The 16,269-nt window shown below is 72.4% G+C and carries 14 protein-coding genes; 7 read left to right on the forward strand and 7 right to left on the reverse strand.

Features of this window, described 5'->3' with window-relative positions; all coding sequences use genetic code 11:
• Positions 1-30: 30 nt before the first annotated feature.
• Positions 31-540, forward strand: coding sequence for a VOC family protein (locus tag ACSC1Q_RS12340; protein ID WP_436758800.1), 510 nt, complete (start codon positions 31-33; stop codon positions 538-540).
• A gap of 201 nt (positions 541-741) precedes the next feature.
• On the opposite strand, the gene ACSC1Q_RS12345 is transcribed toward ACSC1Q_RS12340, so the two are convergent.
• Together ACSC1Q_RS12345 and ACSC1Q_RS12350 are read right to left on the reverse strand one after the other, a co-directional pair.
• A complete protein-coding gene (locus ACSC1Q_RS12345) occupies positions 742-1,704 on the reverse strand; it encodes an asparaginase (protein ID WP_436758822.1) in 963 nt (320 codons plus the stop codon).
• A gap of 161 nt (positions 1,705-1,865) precedes the next feature.
• Complete coding sequence (locus tag ACSC1Q_RS12350) at positions 1,866-2,660, reverse strand: hypothetical protein (protein ID WP_436758801.1); 795 nt, start codon at positions 2,658-2,660, stop codon at positions 1,866-1,868.
• Between the two features lie 434 nt (positions 2,661-3,094).
• Here ACSC1Q_RS12350 and ACSC1Q_RS12355 point away from each other — a divergent pair, with 434 nt between their 5' ends.
• The 4 genes from ACSC1Q_RS12355 to ACSC1Q_RS12370 all read left to right on the forward strand — a co-directional run bounded on the left by ACSC1Q_RS12355 (position 3,095) and on the right by ACSC1Q_RS12370 (position 6,623).
• Positions 3,095-4,333 carry a sensor histidine kinase gene (locus ACSC1Q_RS12355; protein WP_436758802.1) on the forward strand — a complete coding sequence of 413 codons (1,239 nt, stop codon included), beginning with the start codon at positions 3,095-3,097 and terminating at the stop codon, positions 4,331-4,333.
• The gene (locus ACSC1Q_RS12360) at positions 4,324-4,965 is read left to right on the forward strand and encodes a response regulator transcription factor (protein WP_362689643.1); all 642 of its coding nucleotides are present in this window, start codon (positions 4,324-4,326) and stop codon (positions 4,963-4,965) included. The genes ACSC1Q_RS12355 and ACSC1Q_RS12360 overlap by 10 nt, the downstream gene beginning before the upstream one ends.
• Positions 4,966-4,969: 4 nt before the next feature.
• Positions 4,970-5,773 (forward strand): DUF4097 family beta strand repeat-containing protein, encoded by an 804-nt coding sequence (locus tag ACSC1Q_RS12365; RefSeq protein WP_436758803.1) that lies wholly within the window; start codon positions 4,970-4,972, stop codon positions 5,771-5,773.
• Between the two features lie 223 nt (positions 5,774-5,996).
• Positions 5,997-6,623, forward strand: a complete 627-nt coding sequence (locus ACSC1Q_RS12370) for a TetR/AcrR family transcriptional regulator (RefSeq protein ID WP_436758804.1) — start codon at positions 5,997-5,999, stop codon at positions 6,621-6,623.
• A gap of 16 nt (positions 6,624-6,639) precedes the next feature.
• Here the strand turns inward: ACSC1Q_RS12370 and ACSC1Q_RS12375 are convergent, their stop codons facing one another.
• The 3 genes from ACSC1Q_RS12375 to ACSC1Q_RS12385 are packed head-to-tail and all read right to left on the reverse strand — an operon-like array spanning position 6,640 to position 9,931.
• Positions 6,640-7,299, reverse strand: a complete 660-nt coding sequence (locus ACSC1Q_RS12375; RefSeq protein WP_436758805.1) for a response regulator — start codon at positions 7,297-7,299, stop codon at positions 6,640-6,642.
• Positions 7,296-8,483: a sensor histidine kinase gene (locus ACSC1Q_RS12380; RefSeq protein WP_436758806.1), complete on the reverse strand. Its 1,188-nt coding sequence runs from the start codon at positions 8,481-8,483 to the stop codon at positions 7,296-7,298. Before ACSC1Q_RS12380 ends, ACSC1Q_RS12375 begins: the two co-directional genes overlap by 4 nt.
• Positions 8,480-9,931 (reverse strand): serine hydrolase domain-containing protein, encoded by a 1,452-nt coding sequence (locus ACSC1Q_RS12385; RefSeq protein ID WP_436758807.1) that lies wholly within the window; start codon positions 9,929-9,931, stop codon positions 8,480-8,482. Before ACSC1Q_RS12385 ends, ACSC1Q_RS12380 begins: the two co-directional genes overlap by 4 nt.
• 411 nt (positions 9,932-10,342) lie before the next feature.
• On the opposite strand from ACSC1Q_RS12385, the gene ACSC1Q_RS12390 reads away from it, so the two are divergent.
• Complete coding sequence (locus tag ACSC1Q_RS12390) at positions 10,343-12,754, forward strand: GH1 family beta-glucosidase (RefSeq protein WP_436758808.1); 2,412 nt, start codon at positions 10,343-10,345, stop codon at positions 12,752-12,754.
• Positions 12,755-13,013: 259 nt separating this feature from the next.
• Here ACSC1Q_RS12390 and ACSC1Q_RS12395 read toward each other — a convergent pair whose 3' ends face one another.
• On the reverse strand, positions 13,014-13,532 hold the full coding sequence (locus ACSC1Q_RS12395) for a COG4315 family predicted lipoprotein (protein WP_436758809.1): 519 nt from the start codon (positions 13,530-13,532) through the stop codon (positions 13,014-13,016).
• Positions 13,533-13,725: 193 nt separating this feature from the next.
• Positions 13,726-14,589, reverse strand: coding sequence for a winged helix-turn-helix transcriptional regulator (locus tag ACSC1Q_RS12400; protein ID WP_436758810.1), 864 nt, complete (start codon positions 14,587-14,589; stop codon positions 13,726-13,728).
• A gap of 82 nt (positions 14,590-14,671) precedes the next feature.
• On the opposite strand from ACSC1Q_RS12400, the gene ACSC1Q_RS12405 reads away from it, so the two are divergent.
• Positions 14,672-16,126: an MFS transporter gene (locus tag ACSC1Q_RS12405; protein WP_436758811.1), complete on the forward strand. Its 1,455-nt coding sequence runs from the start codon at positions 14,672-14,674 to the stop codon at positions 16,124-16,126.
• Positions 16,127-16,269 lie beyond the last annotated feature (143 nt).

Below are 16,269 nucleotides of genomic sequence, written 5' to 3' on the forward strand. Positions count from 1 at the left end.
ACTTGAGAGTTCAAGCTTTTGGGAGGAACCATGCCGGTCCAGCGGCTCAACCACGCCGTTCTCTTCGTACGCGACGTGGAGCGCAGCGTCGCCTTCTACCGGGAGGCCCTCGGTTTCAGGGCGGTCATGGGCATGCCGGGCGCCGTGTTCCTCCAGGCCTCGGGATCCACCAACGACCACGACCTGGGGCTCTTCGAGATCGGCGCGCAGGCGGGCCCTTCGGGGGCCGGGCGCTCGACCGTCGGCCTCTATCACCTGGCCTGGGAGGTCGACACCCTCCAGGAGCTGGAGCGGATCGCCCTCAAGCTCGGCGAGCTCAACGCCCTCGTCGGCGCCTCCGACCACTCCACCACCAAGGCCCTGTACGCCAAGGACCCCGACGGGCTGGAGTTCGAGGTCTCCTGGCTGGTCCCCGCCGACCTTCTCACCGACGAGGTGCTGGGCGGGCGCTCCGGCATCAAGCCCCTCGACATCGCCAAGGAGAAGGAGCGGTACGGCGCCGAGACCCGCGGCGGCCTCGGGGTCTCGATCCCCGTCTGATCGTTTGATCGTTCCGGGGGTCCGGCCCGCCTGGTGGACGAGGTGGGGAAGAGGGGGGTGATCCGGCGAAGGCCTCCCCAGCCCTTCGCCGGATCACGGACTCCACCGACGTGCCCGCACAGCTCGGGGATACTCCCCTTTCCGCGGTTTTTACCTATCCGTAAACCGCCCCGCGTTGCTCGGGGACCTGCCGGGCCGGTGTCAGAGCCTGCCGAACCAGTCGCGTACGGCGTCGATCCCGCCGGTCCCGAGGGCGACCATCAGCGCGCACCGCGCCTTCGAGGGCGCCAGGCCGCGGGCCCCGATCGCCCCGACGTGCGCGGCGAGCCCCGCGCCGAAGCGCGTCTCGTCGAGCGGGACCGCGGAGGTACGGCACCTCGACGCGACGACCACCGGGATTCCCCACTCCGTCAGCTCGGCGATCGTCGTGAAGAGCTCGACCGGTACGTTGCCCAGGCCGGTCCCCTCCAGCACGACGCCCTGGGCCCCGGCGTCCACGACGGCGGTGAGCAGCACGGGGGCGATCCCCGGGTAGGTCTTGATCAGGGCGACGTCCGACGCCGGGTCCCCCACGAACGCGGGCGGCCGGGGCGGCGGGGCGGACAGCGTCTCGACCCGGCCGCCGACCACCCGGCCCAGCAAGGGGAAGGGCGCCGACGAGAACGCCGCGACACTCGTGGCGTCCACCTTGGCGACCCAGCGCGCCGCGTGGATCTCGTCGTTGACACACACGACGGCCCCGGCACCGCGCGGCGAGCCCTCGGCGGCCGCCGTGATGGAGGAGGCGAGGTTGCGCGGGCCGTCCGGGGACAGCTCGTCCAGGGAGCGTACGGCGCCGGTCAGCACGATGGCACCGGCCTCCGCGGCCCGGCCCGCGAGCAGGTCCACGAGGTAGGCGGTCTCCTCCAGCGTGTCGGTGCCGTGGGTGATCACGACGCCGTCGAACCCGCGGTCCAGGACGGCCGAGCGCGCCCTGCGGGCCAGTTCCAGCATGGTCGAGGGCGACATGTCCCAGCTGGGCTCCGCCATCACGTCCTCGGCCACCACGTCGGCCGTGATCGCGCCGGGCGGGAGTGCCCGCAGGAGCTCGGCCCCGGACAGGACACCCGGGCGGCCGGGGGCGTAGGAGTGGGCGATGGCGTCGCCGGTCGCCAGCAGCAGCACGCGCTTCAAGGAGACGGTCCCTTCGATGGCCGCTTTCGGATCGCCGTCTATTTATAACCCATACCTACCCCCATTGGGGTTATCTCCAGGCGAGCCGGCCTCCGATCAGGAGCGCCCACACCGTCGGCGAGCCGGGGGGGGACCGCGAGGTCGGCCTCCGGTCAGGAGCGCCCGAGCCGTTGGCGGGCCGGGGGACGTGGCGGCTCTCCGGCGAGACCGGCCCCGGGGTCGGCGAGCCCCTCGCTCCTGAACAGGGCGTGGGCCGCCTCCCGCGTCCCGTCGTCCCGCCGCGCCCTGGTCACGAACTCCTCGGGTGTCCGCCCGAACAGGCGCCGCAGGTTCGCGGAGCGCGCGAGCAGGTGCCCGATCAGCTCCGGCTGGGGAGCGAGCCGCAGCGGCTCCCCCTCCTCGTCCACCAGGCATCCGTGCATGCCCGCGTAGACGTGGCACGACGGAAGGGTCTCCCCCGTGGAGAGGGTGACCGGGAAGGAGCCCGGGGGCAGCGGGAGCCGGAGGTAGTTCGGCTCGGTCGCGTCCAGCGCGGCGAGCTGGGCGTCGTCCACCCACACGACGAACAGGAGTGACGCCCCCGCCACCCTGATGGGCGCGGCGGGCAGGTAGGCGTTCCGGCTGACGTGCGCCGACACCCCCGGGGCGACGCCGTGCACGGTGGCCGGGGTGAGCGGGACGACGGGCCGGACCCCGGCGGCGGTGAACTTGCGGTGCAGCTGGCCCGGCGCGGCGTTGGACCCCACCGCGACCACCGGGTGGCGGGCCTCCATCGGCCCCGCGCCGAGGCTCTCCAGGTGGTCGGCGAGCCGCACGACCCGGTCCCCCGGCCGGACCCGCCCGCCGCCGAGGGCACCGGCCTCCTCGGACATCGGCAGGAAACGGCCGTCGGCCAGCAACCCGGCTCCCGGGGGGAGACGGCCCGGGTAGGTCAGGGGCTCGGACATCGGGTCGTCGGCGAGAAGCCGAACGGGATCGGCGGTGCCGGGGAGGCCGGGAAGTCCAGAGAGTCCAGAGAGTCCGGAGATGCCGGGGAGCACGGGAAGGCCGGGAAATGCGGGGATGTCAGGGGGCACGGGAAGGCCGGGGCGGTCGGGGGAGCCGGGAGGACCAGGGGGAGCGGCCCGGCCGGGAGGCGGCCGGTCCGCCGCCCGTTCCGCGCCATGCCGTTCGGCATGCTCGCGGGGGCTCATTTCTCAAGGGTAGGTGAAACCGACAAACAACTTCTTTACCCAGGAAGCGGACGGGCCGTACGGCCGCGAGGGCGGGGCGCGCCCGCGACGGGACCCCCGGCCCGGGTTCGGGGGTGGGGTTTGCCCCACCTTTTTCCGGGATACCTCGCCCCTGTGTCCCGGCCGCCACGGTCCCTACGGTGGATTCCATGACCGGCACCGAGATGACCACCCCCTGGGAGAGGATCAGCGCCCACTGGTCCACGCGGGCCTGGCTCCGCACCGCGCACCTGGTGACGGGCGTGCCGATCGCCGTGCTGGGCACGGCGGTGATCGGGGCGCTGGTGGCCGCGTCGGTGGTGCTGGTGTGGACCGTGGTGGTCCCCGTGGTGGCGCTGCTGCTGTTCTTCTGGGTCGTCCGGCTGCTCACCCTGGTGCAGCGGTCGCGGTTCGCCGCCTTCCTCGACGTGGACATCCTCCCGGTCCCACGCCGCCCCCTGAGCATGAACCCGTTCAGGCGGCTGCTCCAGGAGGCCAGGACGCGGAGCACCTGGCGCCGCCTCGGGTATCACCTGCTGGCCCCGCTGATCAGCGGCATCGGCGCCGCCTCGGTCGTCGGGGCGTGGGCGGGCGGCCTGGTCACCGCCGGGCTCGCCGTCCGGCACTGGGCGATGGAGGAGACCTGGCCGAGCGTGGCGTTCGTGCTCGCCTCGGGGGCCCTGCTCGTCGCGGGGCCGTGGGTGGCGCGCGGGTTCGCGGTGCTGGACGTGATCGCCGCCGAGGCCCTGCTCGGCCCCAGCCTGAGCGACCAGCTGGCCCAGCGGGTGGAGACGCTGCGTGAGAGCCGTACCGGGGTGGTCGACGCCGCGGACGCCGAGCGCCGCCGCATCGAGCGGGATCTGCACGACGGCACCCAGCAGCGGCTGGTGTCGCTCGCGATGAACCTGGGCATGGCCCGCGCCACCCTCACCGACCTGCCGGAACCCGCCCGCGAGGTGATCGTCCAGGCGCACGAGGAGGCCAAGCAGGCCCTCAAGGAGCTGCGCGACCTCGTCCGGGGGCTGCACCCGGCCGTACTCAACGACCAGGGCCTGGACGCCGCGCTGTCCGGCCTGGCCGCGCGGGCCCCCTTCCCCGTACGGCTGAGCGTCGACATCTCCGAGCGGGTCTCCCCCACGGTCGAGGCGGTGGCGTTCTTCGTCGTGTCCGAGGCGCTGACCAACATCACCAAGCACGCGGGGGCGTCCGGCGCCGAGGTCGTCGTCGACCGCCTCGGCGACCGCCTCCACGTGGCCGTCAGCGACGACGGCCGGGGCGGCGCGGACCCGGACCGGGGGACCGGCCTGCGCGGCCTGTCCCGCCGGGTCGGCTCCGTGGACGGCATCCTGTACGTCGACAGCCCGCTCGGCGGGCCGACGACGATCAGAGTGGAGCTACCGTGCGCGTAGTGCTCGCCGAGGACTCCGTACTCCTGCGGGAGGGGCTCGTCCGCCTGCTCGGCTCGGCGGGCATCGAGGTCGTGGCCGCCGTGTCCGACGCGGAGGGGCTGCTTCGCGCCGTGGACGAGCACGTCCCCGACCTCGTCGTCACCGACGTGCGGATGCCTCCCTCACACACCGACGAGGGCCTGCGCGCGGCGCTCGTCCTGCGCCGCCAACGGCCCACGCTCGCGATCCTCGTGCTCTCCCAGTACGTCGAGGAGCGCTACGCCACCCAGCTGCTGTCCACCGCGACCAGCGGGATCGGCTACCTGCTCAAGGACCGGGTGGCAGACGTCGAGGAGTTCCTCGACGCGCTGCGCCGGATCGCCGCCGGAGGCACCGCCCTGGATCCCGAGGTGGTCGCCCAGCTGCTGCTGCGCAGGCACAGCGACCCGCTGGACCGGCTGACCCGCAGGGAGCACGAGGTGCTCGCGCTGATCGCGGAGGGCCGCTCCAACACCGGGATCGCCGAGGCCCTGGTGGTGTCGGAGAGCGCGGTCGGCAAGCACATCAACAACATCTTCACCAAGCTCGACCTCTCCGGCGCCGACAAGGATCACCGCCGGGTCCTCGCCGTCCTGCGATTCCTGAAGGTTTGAGAGCATGCCGACACGAAACAACGTCCGAACCGCCTGGCTGGTCGCCGGCGGGACGCTCACCGCGCTCACCGTGGCCTTCACCGCCCTGGCCTCGTGGGCCGAGATCATGACCGTCCCCCCGAGCTTCGAGACCACGCTGCAGTCCCGGGCGCTCACCTCGCCGCGGATCGTCGTGGAGACCACGAGCCACGTCAACATCTCGGTCGTGCCGGGCGCGACGAAGCGGCTGGGCATGGAGCGGACGCTCTTCTGGACCCGGGACCGGCCCCAGGTCACCGAGGAGTGGGACGGGCGGACGCTCACGCTCGACGTCCACTGCCCCGGCGGCGACCGTCCCGGCGGCCCCGTCTGCCAGGCCGACTACACCCTGAGCGTGCCCGCGGCCACAGACGTCGAGGCCGCGTCCCACCGCTTCGGGACCGTCTCGGTGAGCGGGATCCAGGGCGACCTGCGCCTCTCCACCGTCACCGGCGACGTGGTCGTGGACGGTACGGGGGGCGCGCTGCGGGTGCGGACGCAGAACGGGCACGTGATCGGCACCGGCCTCAGGTCCGCCGGGACCGACGTCGAGACAGGCAGGGGAGACGTCAATCTGAGGTTCGTGGCCCCGCCGGGCGACGTCAGCGCCGTGGTGAAGACGGCCGGGGACGTGGAGGTCAGGGTGCCGGACGGGGAGGAGTACGAGGAGGGCTACAACGTGCGGACCAACACCGGGAACGCGACCGTCAGGGTGCGGCTCGACCCGGCGGCCCCACGGCGGATCACCGCCCTGACCGGGGCGGGCCGGCTGAGCGTCCTCCCCTTCTGACCCGTCGTCTCCCGTCTGCGGCCCGTCTTCCGGCCCGTGGCCTCCCGTCTTCCGGCCTGTGGTCTCCCGCCCCGTGAGTCCCACGGGCACGGCGCGGTGAGGAGCGTCACGCCCCCTGCCCCCGCCGGGCGGGGCGGGGCAGGGGGCATCGCGCACACAGGTTTGACCAGGTCAAAACCAACACCAGGGCGTCTCCACCCGTGCGGGGGACTTGAATCGAGTCATGACTCCCGCCGACGACCCGCAGAGCCAGGCGGTCATCGACATCGCGGCGCGGCTCTTCGCGGCGTTCGGTCATGACGGCACGTCACTGCAGGGGATAGCGGAGGCGGCCGGGCAGGACCTGGCGTGGGTGCAGCGACGGTTCGGCGACAAGCACGATCTCTACCTCGCCGTCATCGACCACGCCGGCCGGGCGGAACGGGCCGTCGTGGAGGAGGCGCTCAGCGCGCTCCCCGCCGCCGATCCCGAGGCGTTCGCCGCGGTCATGTACGAACTCTCCGAGCGCTATCTGGAGTTCTGTCTCGACAACCCGCAGATCCCCGCGCTGTGGATGCACCGCTGGCTCGGCGACGCCGCCGACCTCCCCGACCTGGAGCGGGCCTACTCGGTCTCCCTCATCAACCACACCCGCGACGCGATGCGCTCCGCCGCCAGGGCCGGGCTGATCGACGACCAGGTGGACCTGGGCCTGCTGCTGCGTACGCTGATCTGGAGCGTGTACGGGTTCCTGCACGGCCAGACGATCGCCGAGGCGCACTCCGTCTCCACCGACCCCCGGGCCCGGCAACGCCTCCTGGCCCATCACCGCCAGCTGCTCGACCGCATGCTGAAACTGCCCGGAGCCTGAGGGCGCCGGGCGGCGATCAGGCGTCTCCCGGCGCCAGACCCGCCTCGTAGGCGATGATCGCCGCCTGGACGCGGTTGTTCAGGCCGAGCCGGAGCAGGATGGCGCTGACGTGGGATTTGACGGTGCCCTGCGAGAGGAACAGCTCGCGGCCGATGTCCTGGTTGGACATGCCCCGGCCGACGAGGGCCAGCACCTCGCGCTCCCGCGCGGTCAGCGACCTCACGTGCTCGCGTGCCACCCCCGCCCTGGAGAGTCTGCCGCCGCTCAACCGCGTGATGACCTTCCGCGCGATCCTCGGCGACAGGTACGCCGCGCCGTCGGCGACCGCGCGCACCCCGATGATCAGTTCGCGGGGGTCCGCGGCTTTCAGCAGGAACCCGCCGGCCCCCTCGTCGAGCGCCCTGGCGACGTACTCGTCCTCGTCGAACGTGGTCAGCATGACGACCGCGACCTCCGGCATGGCGACGCGCAGCTCGGCCGCGGCGGACAGGCCGTCGAGGCGGGGCATCCGGATGTCCAGCAGCGCGACGTCCGGCCGGTGCGCGCGCACCAGTTCGACCGCCTCGCGCCCGTCGGCGGCCTCGGCGACCACCTCGATCCCCTCGTCGGTGGCGAGGATCGCCTTCACCCCCGCCCGGATCATGGCCTCGTCGTCGGCCAGCACTACCCGGATCATCGGCTTCCCTCGTCTCCTCTCCTGCCGGGCGGGGCCTCGTCCCCGCAGGCCCGGTCGGGCGGGACCCCCTCCAGACTGGACGGGAACCGCGCCGTCACGGTGAACCCGCCGCCCCGGGGACCGGCCCGCAGGGTGCCCCCGAGCAACCGCACCCGCTCGCGCAGACCCGCGATCCCGCTCCCCGCGCTCGCCGGAACCGAAACCGGATCCTGGCCCGGAGCCGGGACCGGATCCTGGCCCGGAGCCGGGACCGGAGCCAGGACCGGGATCGGAGCCAGGACCGGCACCGGCACCAGAGCCGGGTCCAAAGCCGGACCCGGACCCGCACCTGGACCCGGAGCCGGGACCGGCACGGCACGGGTGGCGGAGTTGGACACGGTGACGGTGACCGCCTCACGGGTCCGTTCGACGCGGACGAGCACGTCCGCGCCCGGGGCGTGGCGGGCGGCGTTGGTCAGCGACTCGCGCACCACCCGGTGGGCGGCCCTGTCCGCCAGCGGCGGCAGGGGCGCCCGCTCGCCGGCGCGGTCGAGGGTGACCGTCATCCCGGCGCCACGCGCGCGGTCCACCAGCGCCTCGATGGACTCGTCCGGCGGCTCGGTGGAGACGGCTCCGGTCTCGCGCAGCACCCCGAGGGTGTGGCGAAGCCGGTCGGTCGCGGTGACCGCGGAGGCTCGCAGCCGCGCCGCCGCCTCCCGGTTACGCGGGGTCATGTCGGCGGCCAGCTCCAGGGCTCCGGCGCGCAGCGCGATCAGTGCCAGTTCGTGGCCGAGCGAGTCGTGCATGTCCTCGGCGATGCGGGCGCGCTCGCGAAGGGTGACGCGCTCGGCGACGAACTCCCGTTCCCGTCCGAGCCGGGCGACCCGTTCCCGGCCCGCCTCCAGCAGGTCGGCCTGCTGCCGCTGGAAACAGCCCGCCAGCCACGGCAGCACCACGAAGAGGCCGAAGACCGCCAGCGCGCCGGCGACGGTCGCGAAGTCCGGCACGGCGTAGACGGTCCCGGACACCGCGAGAACGGCCAGCAGCAGCCGGCCTCGCCGTACGGGAAGGTGGCGGCCGTGCAGGTAGGCGGCCACGGCCAGCATGACGAAGAGAAGCTGCCGCCACAGCGGAACGAAGTCGAGGTGCAACCCGCTGACCAGGACGGATCCCGCGATCACCGCCAGTATCACGCCGTTTCTCACCGGGTCGACACTACCGACCGCAGCCTCGCCAGTCGCATCGCGGCGGTGACGGTCCCCGCCACGGCCGCGACCGCCAAGGTGATCGTCAACGGGGCGGCGAAGTAGGTGAGCTGCCCCCAGGTGACCGTCCGGCCGTTCGAGATGAAGGAGATCGACCACGGATACACGGCGAACAGCGCGACCGGCAGCAGCGACGGTGCCAGCCGCAGCCCGATGCGCCAGGCGGGGTTCCCCGCCCTCCGGCTCGCCCAGCGGCGGGACCGCAGCCCGCCGAGCACGCCCAGGCCCACCGCCGCCAGTGCGACCAGTCCCAGGACCAACTCGAACATCCGCCGGTCGCCGCCCGGCACGTCCGGCGTACCGCCCCGGCTCATCGCGACGAGGCCGGTGAGCACGTCGTAGGTGTCGTCGTGGAGGGCGGCGCTGTTGGTCATGACCGCGAAACCGTACCCCGTGTCCGGGACGATCGCCTCCGCGGCGGTGTAAGTGAACAGGTTGCCCGAATGCACGAGCAGTCTGGTGCCGTCCACGCTCTCCTCGACCCAGCCCATGCCGTAGTCGCCCACCGCGGACGGCGTGTGCATGGTCCTCAGGCTCTCCGGCGTCACCAGTCGCCTTCCGTTGCCGGTCTGGCTGATCAGCCACCTGCCCATGTCGGCCGCGTTGGTGACCACCCCGCCACCGCCGCCGTCGCGGAAGCCGGGCAGTTCGGGACGCGCCACCCAGGCGCCGTACATCGAGTTGAATCCCTCGGACGGCCTGACGACACGGTCTCCGACGGCACTGCCCGTCATGCCGAGCGGGCCGAAGACACGCCGCTCCATGTAGTCGGCGAAGCCCTGTTCGCTGACGACCTCGACCAGCCTGGCGGCCACGTCGTAGTTGACGTTGCAGTACTCCCCGCGCGTACCGGGGTCGGCGGCCAGCGTGCCGGTGCCCAGCGCGGACACGTAGCCGGCGAGCGACGGGGCCGCCTGCGTCGCGCCGATGTCGACGGTGGTGTCCGACAGGCCCGACGTCTGGTTGAGCAGGTGCCGCACGGTGATCCCGGTGACGCGCCGATCGGCCATGCGGAACTCCGGCAGCCGCCCGGCGACCGGCTCGTCCAGCGAGATCCTTCCGTCCTCGACCAGCGTCATGACGGCCATGGCGGTGAACGACTTGCTGACCGAGGCGACACGCATCGGGGTTCTCTCGGTGACCGGTTCGCCGTCCGACCCGCGCCCGTACCCACCGGCGTGCACGATCTCGCCCTTGTGGGTGACGACGACGGACATCCCCGGCAGTCCGGTGGACTCCATCGTCCTGTCGAGGTAGGCCTCGACGGCGGCCGGTGTCAGCCCGGTGGCGGGTGACGCGGCCCGCGCGGCGGGAACCGCGACGGGGGCCGCGACGAGGATCGAGACCAGGCCGGTCGCCGCCACCAGGCGGATGAGCTCGTGTTTCATAGGGAGAACCTAGGAATCCCGGGTCCCGGAAAGATCCGACGATCGGCCACCGCCACCCCCGACCAAAGTCTGATTTCCGGCCGGCGAGAGGCGGCGGCCGGGCGTCCCTGGGAGCCCTCGGCCGGAAACCCGCGTGGTCGTCCACCCAGCGCGGCGGCCCGCCCTTCACCCCACGGGCGTGATGGAGGGCGGCTCCCCGTCCCCGCTGTCGGTGGCATCCGTTACCGTGTCGTCGATCATGGACGTGGACGAGGTGGGAGCGTGCCCACGCGGGTCGGGAAATACTCTCGACGCCGGGCCGCGACCGTCCCATGATGGCGGTGGGAGACTTCCACCTACAGGGACGACGGCAACCCCGCCACCGCCCCGCGCGTCCCGGCAGTCGCGAGAACCAACGGGGGTTTTCGAAGGATGACCGCAACGACCATCTCGGCCCGGGGCGAGACCCTGGCCTTTCCCGAGGGCTTCGTCTGGGGAGCCGCCACCGCCGCGTACCAGATCGAGGGCGCCGCGCGAGACGGGGGCCGGGGCCCGTCGATCTGGGACACGTTCGCCCACACGCCGGGCAGGACCACCGACGGCCACACCGGCGACGTGGCCTGCGACCACTACCACCGCTACGCCGGAGACGTCCGGATGATGGCGGAGCTGGGTCTCGGGGCCTACCGGTTCTCGGTGGCGTGGCCCAGGATCCAGCCGTCGGGCTCGGGACCCGCCGTCGCCGCCGGGCTCGACTTCTACGACCGGCTGGTGAACGAGCTGCTCGCGGCCGACATCACGCCCTACGTGACGCTCTACCACTGGGACCTCCCCCAGGCGCTGGAGGACCTGGGCGGGTGGACAAACCGCGACACGGCCTACCGCTTCGCCGACTTCACGCGCCTCGTGCAGGACCGGCTCGGCGACCGCGTCGAGACGTGGATGACGATCAACGAGCCGTGGGTCGCCGCCGTGCTGGGGTACGGCATCGGCATCCACGCGCCGGGCCGCGCCTCGGCGGCCGAGGCCTTCCGCGCCTCCCACCACCTCCTGCTGGCCCACGGGCTGGGCGCCCAGGTGCTGCGCGACGGAGGCGCCCGCGAGATCGCCCTCACACTGAACCTCACGCCGGTGATGACACCCGGCCAGCTGAGCGACCCCGACCTCGTCCCGTCCGCCGAGGACGCCGAGGCGGTGAACCGGATCGACTGCCTCATCAACCGGCAGTTCCTCGACCCCGCCCTGCGCGGGAAGCATCCCGACCCTGTGCTCGACATCATGGAGCGCACGGGCGGGACCGACCACATCCGCGACGGCGACCTCGAAACGATCAACCAGCCCGTCGACCTGCTCGGGATCAACTACTACACCCCCTGCGTCGTACGGTCCGAGCCCGGCGAGCCCGCCAACGCCGCCTACCCCGGCAGCGAGGACATCCAGTTCAGCGGCACCCACGCCCCGACGACGGCGATGGGCTGGGCGATCGTGCCGACCGGGCTCTCCCAGCTGCTCACGCGGCTCTCGCGCGACTACCCCGAGGTCGGCCTGCTCGTCACCGAGAACGGCGCCGCGTTCGACGACGTGGTGGCGGGCGACCGCGTGCACGACGCCGACAGGACCGCCTTCTTCGAGGGCCACCTGAGGGCCGCGCACACCGCGATCGAGGCCGGTGCCGACCTGCGCGGCTTCCTGGTCTGGTCGCTGCTGGACAACTTCGAGTGGGCCGAGGGCTACCACAAGCGCTTCGGGATCGTGCACGTCGACTTCGAGACGCAGCGGCGGCTGCCCAAGGACAGCGCGCTGTGGTACCGCGAGGTGATCCGGCACAACGGGCTGCACCGCGAACGCGCCAGGCGCCCCACCCTGGAGGCGGTCGCCGCCCGCGCGGGCGTGTCGAGGTCGACCGTCTCCCGGGTGATCAACGGTGAGGGCACGGTCAGCGACGCGTTCCGCGCGATCGTCATGCACGCCGTCAACGAGCTGGGCTACGTCCCCAACTCGGCGGCCCGCAGCCTGGTGACCCGGCGCACCGACTCGATCGCGCTGGTCGTCTCCGGCTCCCCCGGCGGGGCCCGCTCCGACGACCCGCTGTTCTCGGCGACCGTCCGCTCGGCCACCCGGGAGCTGGAGGAGGCGGGCAAGCGCGTCACCCTCATGCTCGCCGACTCGACGTCCGGCCGGCTCCGGGTGGAGCAGTACGCCGCCTCGGGGCACGTCGACGGGGTGGTGCTCGTGTCCACGCAGGGCACCGACCCGCTGCCCGCCGCGCTGGCCCGTACGGGCATCCCCGTCGTGTCGCTGGGCAGGCCGGCGGTGGCGACGCACGCCGCGTACGCCGACGTCGACAACGTGGGCGGCGCCGCCTCGGCGGTCGGGCACCTGCTCGCAGGGGGACGGCGGCGGATCGCCGCGATCTCCGGGCCCCCGGACGTGGTCGCCGCGCAGGACCGGCTCAGGGGATACCGCGAGGCCCTGCGCGACACCGGGTACCGGTCGATCATCGCCGTCGGCGATCTCACCCTCGCCTCGGGCGCCGACGCGATGCGCCAGCTCCTGCGCGACGACCCGGCGCTCGACGCGGTCTTCGTGGCGGGCGACCTGATGGCGATCGGCGCCCTGCGGGTGTTGAGCGAGTCGGGGCGGCGGGTGCCGGACGACGTCGCGATCGCGGGATTCGACGACATCGAGGCCGCCTCCTACGCCGTGCCCGCCCTCACCACGGTACGCACTCCCCGGGAGGACCAAGCACGGGCGGCGGTACGCCTGCTCCTCCGCCAGATCGACGGCGGCCCCGTGTCGTCGACGATCCTGCCCACGGAGCTGGTCATCCGGGAGTCCACCTGACGGGGTGACCGCGAGGTCTCGACGTGGGGACCGTGGACCTCGCACGGGGTGACCGTGAACCTCGGCCAAGGGAACCGTGAGCCTTGGCCAAGGGGACCGTTGGGCTTCGCCCGAAGTGACGTGGGTTCCAACCGGGGTGACCGTGAGTCTCAACCGGGGTGACCCTGGGCTTCGCCCGAGGTGACCGTGGTTTCAATCGGTGGAGCGCACCCGGGTCTCCCGGGTGCGCTCGTTCACGTCCTTTTCCCTCTGGGTCGGCTCAGTCGCGCGCCTTCTTCCCGTTCGCGCCGACCGCGTACCAATCGTCGCCGAAGCCCTCGACGTCCTGCCCCTTGGTGTCGCCGGCCTCGGTGTCCTTGGCGAAGTAGTAGAGGGGATGGTTGTTGTAGGTCACCTGCGTCGTGCCGTCGTCCCGCTCGGTGGTGCCGAGCAGGTTCCCCTCGACACCCTCTCCCGCTTCGGGCGCCCCGTCCGTGACGTACGGCGGCCACGCCCGCGCGCAGGCGTCGGTACACGACGACTTCCCGCCCTTGTCCTTCTCGAAGAGGTAGAGCGTGCGCTCTCCCTCCCCGACCAGAACCTTTCCGATCTTCGTCTCGCCCAGCTCGACCTTGGCCCTGGTCGCCGGCGAGGACGAGGTGGGGGTTTCTGGCGAGGTGGGCGACGCCTTGACCTGGTCCGCGACCATCGGCTCGGTCGTGCTCCCGTCGTCGGCGCCGCCGCATCCGGCTGCGAGCACGCCGAGCGCGAGCACGCCGGCATGAAGCAACTTCCTCATCTCCGACCCTCCAGGTAAGCAGTGCCATTACTGCTGGACAGCAGACACGCTGCGGCACCGGTTGGAGGGCACGACACGGATCGGTTGGACATGCCTTTGCCCGCCCTTGTGAGACCCGTCTCGCGACCGTCCGCGTATGAGAGGCCGGGAGCGAAGACGTCAGGTCACAGTGAGGTCAGGAGGGGCGAGGCGGTCAGCCGGAGGTGGGGAGGGCGGCGCGGGAGCGGCGGCGGTGTGCCCTCTGGCGGCACGCCGTGCCGCAGAACCGGGCCGGGCGGCCGGTACGCGCGACACGGATCGGGTCGCCGCACACCTCGCACCGCGAGAGGTCCGCGCCGGGACCACTCTCCTCACGCGCCGGCACCACGTCCCGGATCTCGTCACGCGGCGGCACCACGTCTCGGATCTCGTTGCGCGCCGACGCCACGTCCTGGATCTCATTGCGCGGCGGCAGCACGCCTCGGGTTTCGTTACGTGACGGCGCCGAAGGCCGAGTTTCGTTACGTAGTGGGCCTGTGGCCGGGGTTTCGTTACGTAGTGGCGTCGCGGGCGGGATTCCGTCACCGCGAGCCACCACCACTCGCACGGTGTCGTGGCCGGTCCTCGCCGAGGGGGCGGGGCCCGTCGCGACCGGCGCGGTGTCCGCGCGGGCGTCGTAGCCGGCGCGGGCGGCGGCGATCTCGTTCTGGTGCTTCTCCGTCCAGGTGACGAGCGACTGGATGGTGTCGTGCAGGGTGACGCCGAGGGGCGTGAGCTCGTAGTCGACCCTGGGCGGCACGACGGGGTGCACGGTGCGGCGCACCAGGCCGTCCCGCTCCAGATGGCGCAGGGTGACGGTCAGCATGCGCTGGCTGACGCCGTCGATCTCGCGGCTCAGCTCGGTGAAGCGGAGGGTGCGGCTGTCGAGGAGCGCGATGACGAGCAGGGACCACTTGTCCGCGACCCTGTCGAGGATCTGGCGGACCTCGCAGTCTTCCCGGGTGTCCCACTGGCGCGCGTCGTAGGCGTCGTCGGTATCCGGGCAGCAACTCGGTGACTTCGAAGTGCCTTCTTCCATGGTCATTGATGGTGTCCCATGATGCGACTACTTACAAGAGGGAACCGGCAGCGGTTTCCGCCTCTCCTCAAGGAGCCGTCTCGTGTCCACACCACTGTCCTCGTCCCCGGATCGCCTGGACGGGCGCGCCTGGGGCATGCTGCTCGTGCTGTGCGGCGCGATCTTCCTGGAGGGGATCGACGTGGCGATGCTGAACGTGGCCCTGCCGTCGATCCGCTCCGACCTGGACCTGACCACCGGTTCGCTGAGCTGGGTGATGAGTTCGTACGTGCTCGGCTACGGCGGTTTCATGCTGCTGGGCGGGCGGGCCGCCGACCTGCTGGGGCGGCGGCGGATGTTCCTGATGTGGCTCTGCGTGTTCATCGTCTTCTCGGGCCTGGGCGGGTTCGCGACCGAGGGATGGATCCTCATCGTCGCCCGTTTCGTGACAGGGGTGGCCGCCGCGTTCATGGCACCCGCCGGGCTGTCCATCATCACGACGAACTTCGCCGAGGGCCCGCGGCGCAACCGGGCACTCCTGGTCTACGCGGGTACGGCGGCGGCCGGGTTCTCCCTCGGCCTCGTCGTCGGCGGCCTGCTGGCCGAGATCAGCTGGCGGTGGGTGTTCTTCGCCCCGGTGATCATGGCCTCGGTGATCCTCGTCGCCGCGCTCCTGCTCATCCCGGACAGCGACCATCCGTACCGGCACTCGCGGGGCTTCGACCTGGCCGGAGCGGTCACCGTGACCGGGGCGATGATGGTGCTGGTGTTCGCGGTCGTCAGCCTGGAGGACCCCGCCGCGGGATGGGGCTGGACGGCCGGGGCCCTCGCCGCCGGGGTCGCGCTGCTCACCGCCTTCGTGGCGATCGAGCGGCGGTCGGCGTCGCCGCTGGTACGCCTGGGCATCCTCCGTTCGGGCCCCCTGGTACGCGCCAACCTCGGCGCGCTGCTGTTCGGGGGCTCCTTCTTCGGGTTCCAGTTCCTCGTCGTGCTCTACCTGCAGGAACTGCGCGGCTGGTCGTCGTTGCAGGCGGCCCTGGCGCTGCTGGCGGTCAGCATCGACGCCATCCTGGCGCCGACCCTCACCCCGCGCCTGGTGAACCGCTTCGGCAACGTGCGGGTGATCTTCGGCGGGCTGTGCCTCGCCGCACTGGCCTACGCCCTGTTCCTCCCGATCGGCCTCGACTGGACGTACGCGGCGATGTTCCCGACCATGATTATTCTTGGTCTCGGCTTCGCCCTGGCGTACGGACCGCTCACCATCGCCGCGACCGACGGTGTGGCCGAGGAGGAGCAGGGGCTCGCCGGCGGCCTGCTGTACACCTCCTTCCAGTTCGGCTCGGCGCTCGGCCTGTCGGCGGTGACCGCCGTGAACGTCGCCGCCACCGGATCCGGCGGATCCCTCCTCACCGAGCTCGACGGCTTCCGCGCGGCCCTGGTCATCCCGCTCGCGATGGCCGTCGTCGCGGCGGCCGTCGTCGCGTCCGGCCTGCGCGGGCGCGGCGTGGCCGGCACGGAACCCCGCCACGCGACTCCGCTGCCCGCCGAGTCGCGGTAGATCCGAGCGCGGTAGATCCGAGCGCGGTGGGCCCGAGGCTCCCGGGGTGGCCGTACAGCACGAGGCCGGCCCCCTGGGGAGCCGGCCGGGTTCGAGCGTGAAAGACCGAGCGGGTCGGTGTCAGTGCCGGGTCGGTGTCGGGC

Origin of the sequence: Streptosporangium heterodermiicola, assembly GCF_051390675.1 — a bacterium.
In the GTDB taxonomy this organism is placed as follows: domain Bacteria; phylum Actinomycetota; class Actinomycetes; order Streptosporangiales; family Streptosporangiaceae; genus Streptosporangium.

Excerpts from the sequence above, each read along its gene's own strand:
- ACSC1Q_RS12385 (WP_436758807.1), bottom strand. The coding sequence starts at position 9,931 with ATGAAACACGAGCTCATCCGCCTGGTGGCGGCGACCGGCCTGGTCTCG.
- ACSC1Q_RS12375 (WP_436758805.1), bottom strand. The coding sequence starts at position 7,299 with ATGATCCGGGTAGTGCTGGCCGACGACGAGGCCATGATCCGGGCGGGG.
- ACSC1Q_RS12355 (WP_436758802.1), top strand. The coding sequence starts at position 3,095 with ATGACCGGCACCGAGATGACCACCCCCTGGGAGAGGATCAGCGCCCAC.
- ACSC1Q_RS12395 (WP_436758809.1), bottom strand. The coding sequence starts at position 13,532 with ATGAGGAAGTTGCTTCATGCCGGCGTGCTCGCGCTCGGCGTGCTCGCA.
- ACSC1Q_RS12340 (WP_436758800.1), top strand. The coding sequence starts at position 31 with ATGCCGGTCCAGCGGCTCAACCACGCCGTTCTCTTCGTACGCGACGTG.
- ACSC1Q_RS12365 (WP_436758803.1), top strand. The coding sequence starts at position 4,970 with ATGCCGACACGAAACAACGTCCGAACCGCCTGGCTGGTCGCCGGCGGG.
- ACSC1Q_RS12390 (WP_436758808.1), top strand. The coding sequence starts at position 10,343 with ATGACCGCAACGACCATCTCGGCCCGGGGCGAGACCCTGGCCTTTCCC.
- ACSC1Q_RS12350 (WP_436758801.1), bottom strand. The coding sequence starts at position 2,660 with ATGTCCGAGCCCCTGACCTACCCGGGCCGTCTCCCCCCGGGAGCCGGG.
- ACSC1Q_RS12400 (WP_436758810.1), bottom strand. The coding sequence starts at position 14,589 with ATGGAAGAAGGCACTTCGAAGTCACCGAGTTGCTGCCCGGATACCGAC.
- ACSC1Q_RS12370 (WP_436758804.1), top strand. The coding sequence starts at position 5,997 with ATGACTCCCGCCGACGACCCGCAGAGCCAGGCGGTCATCGACATCGCG.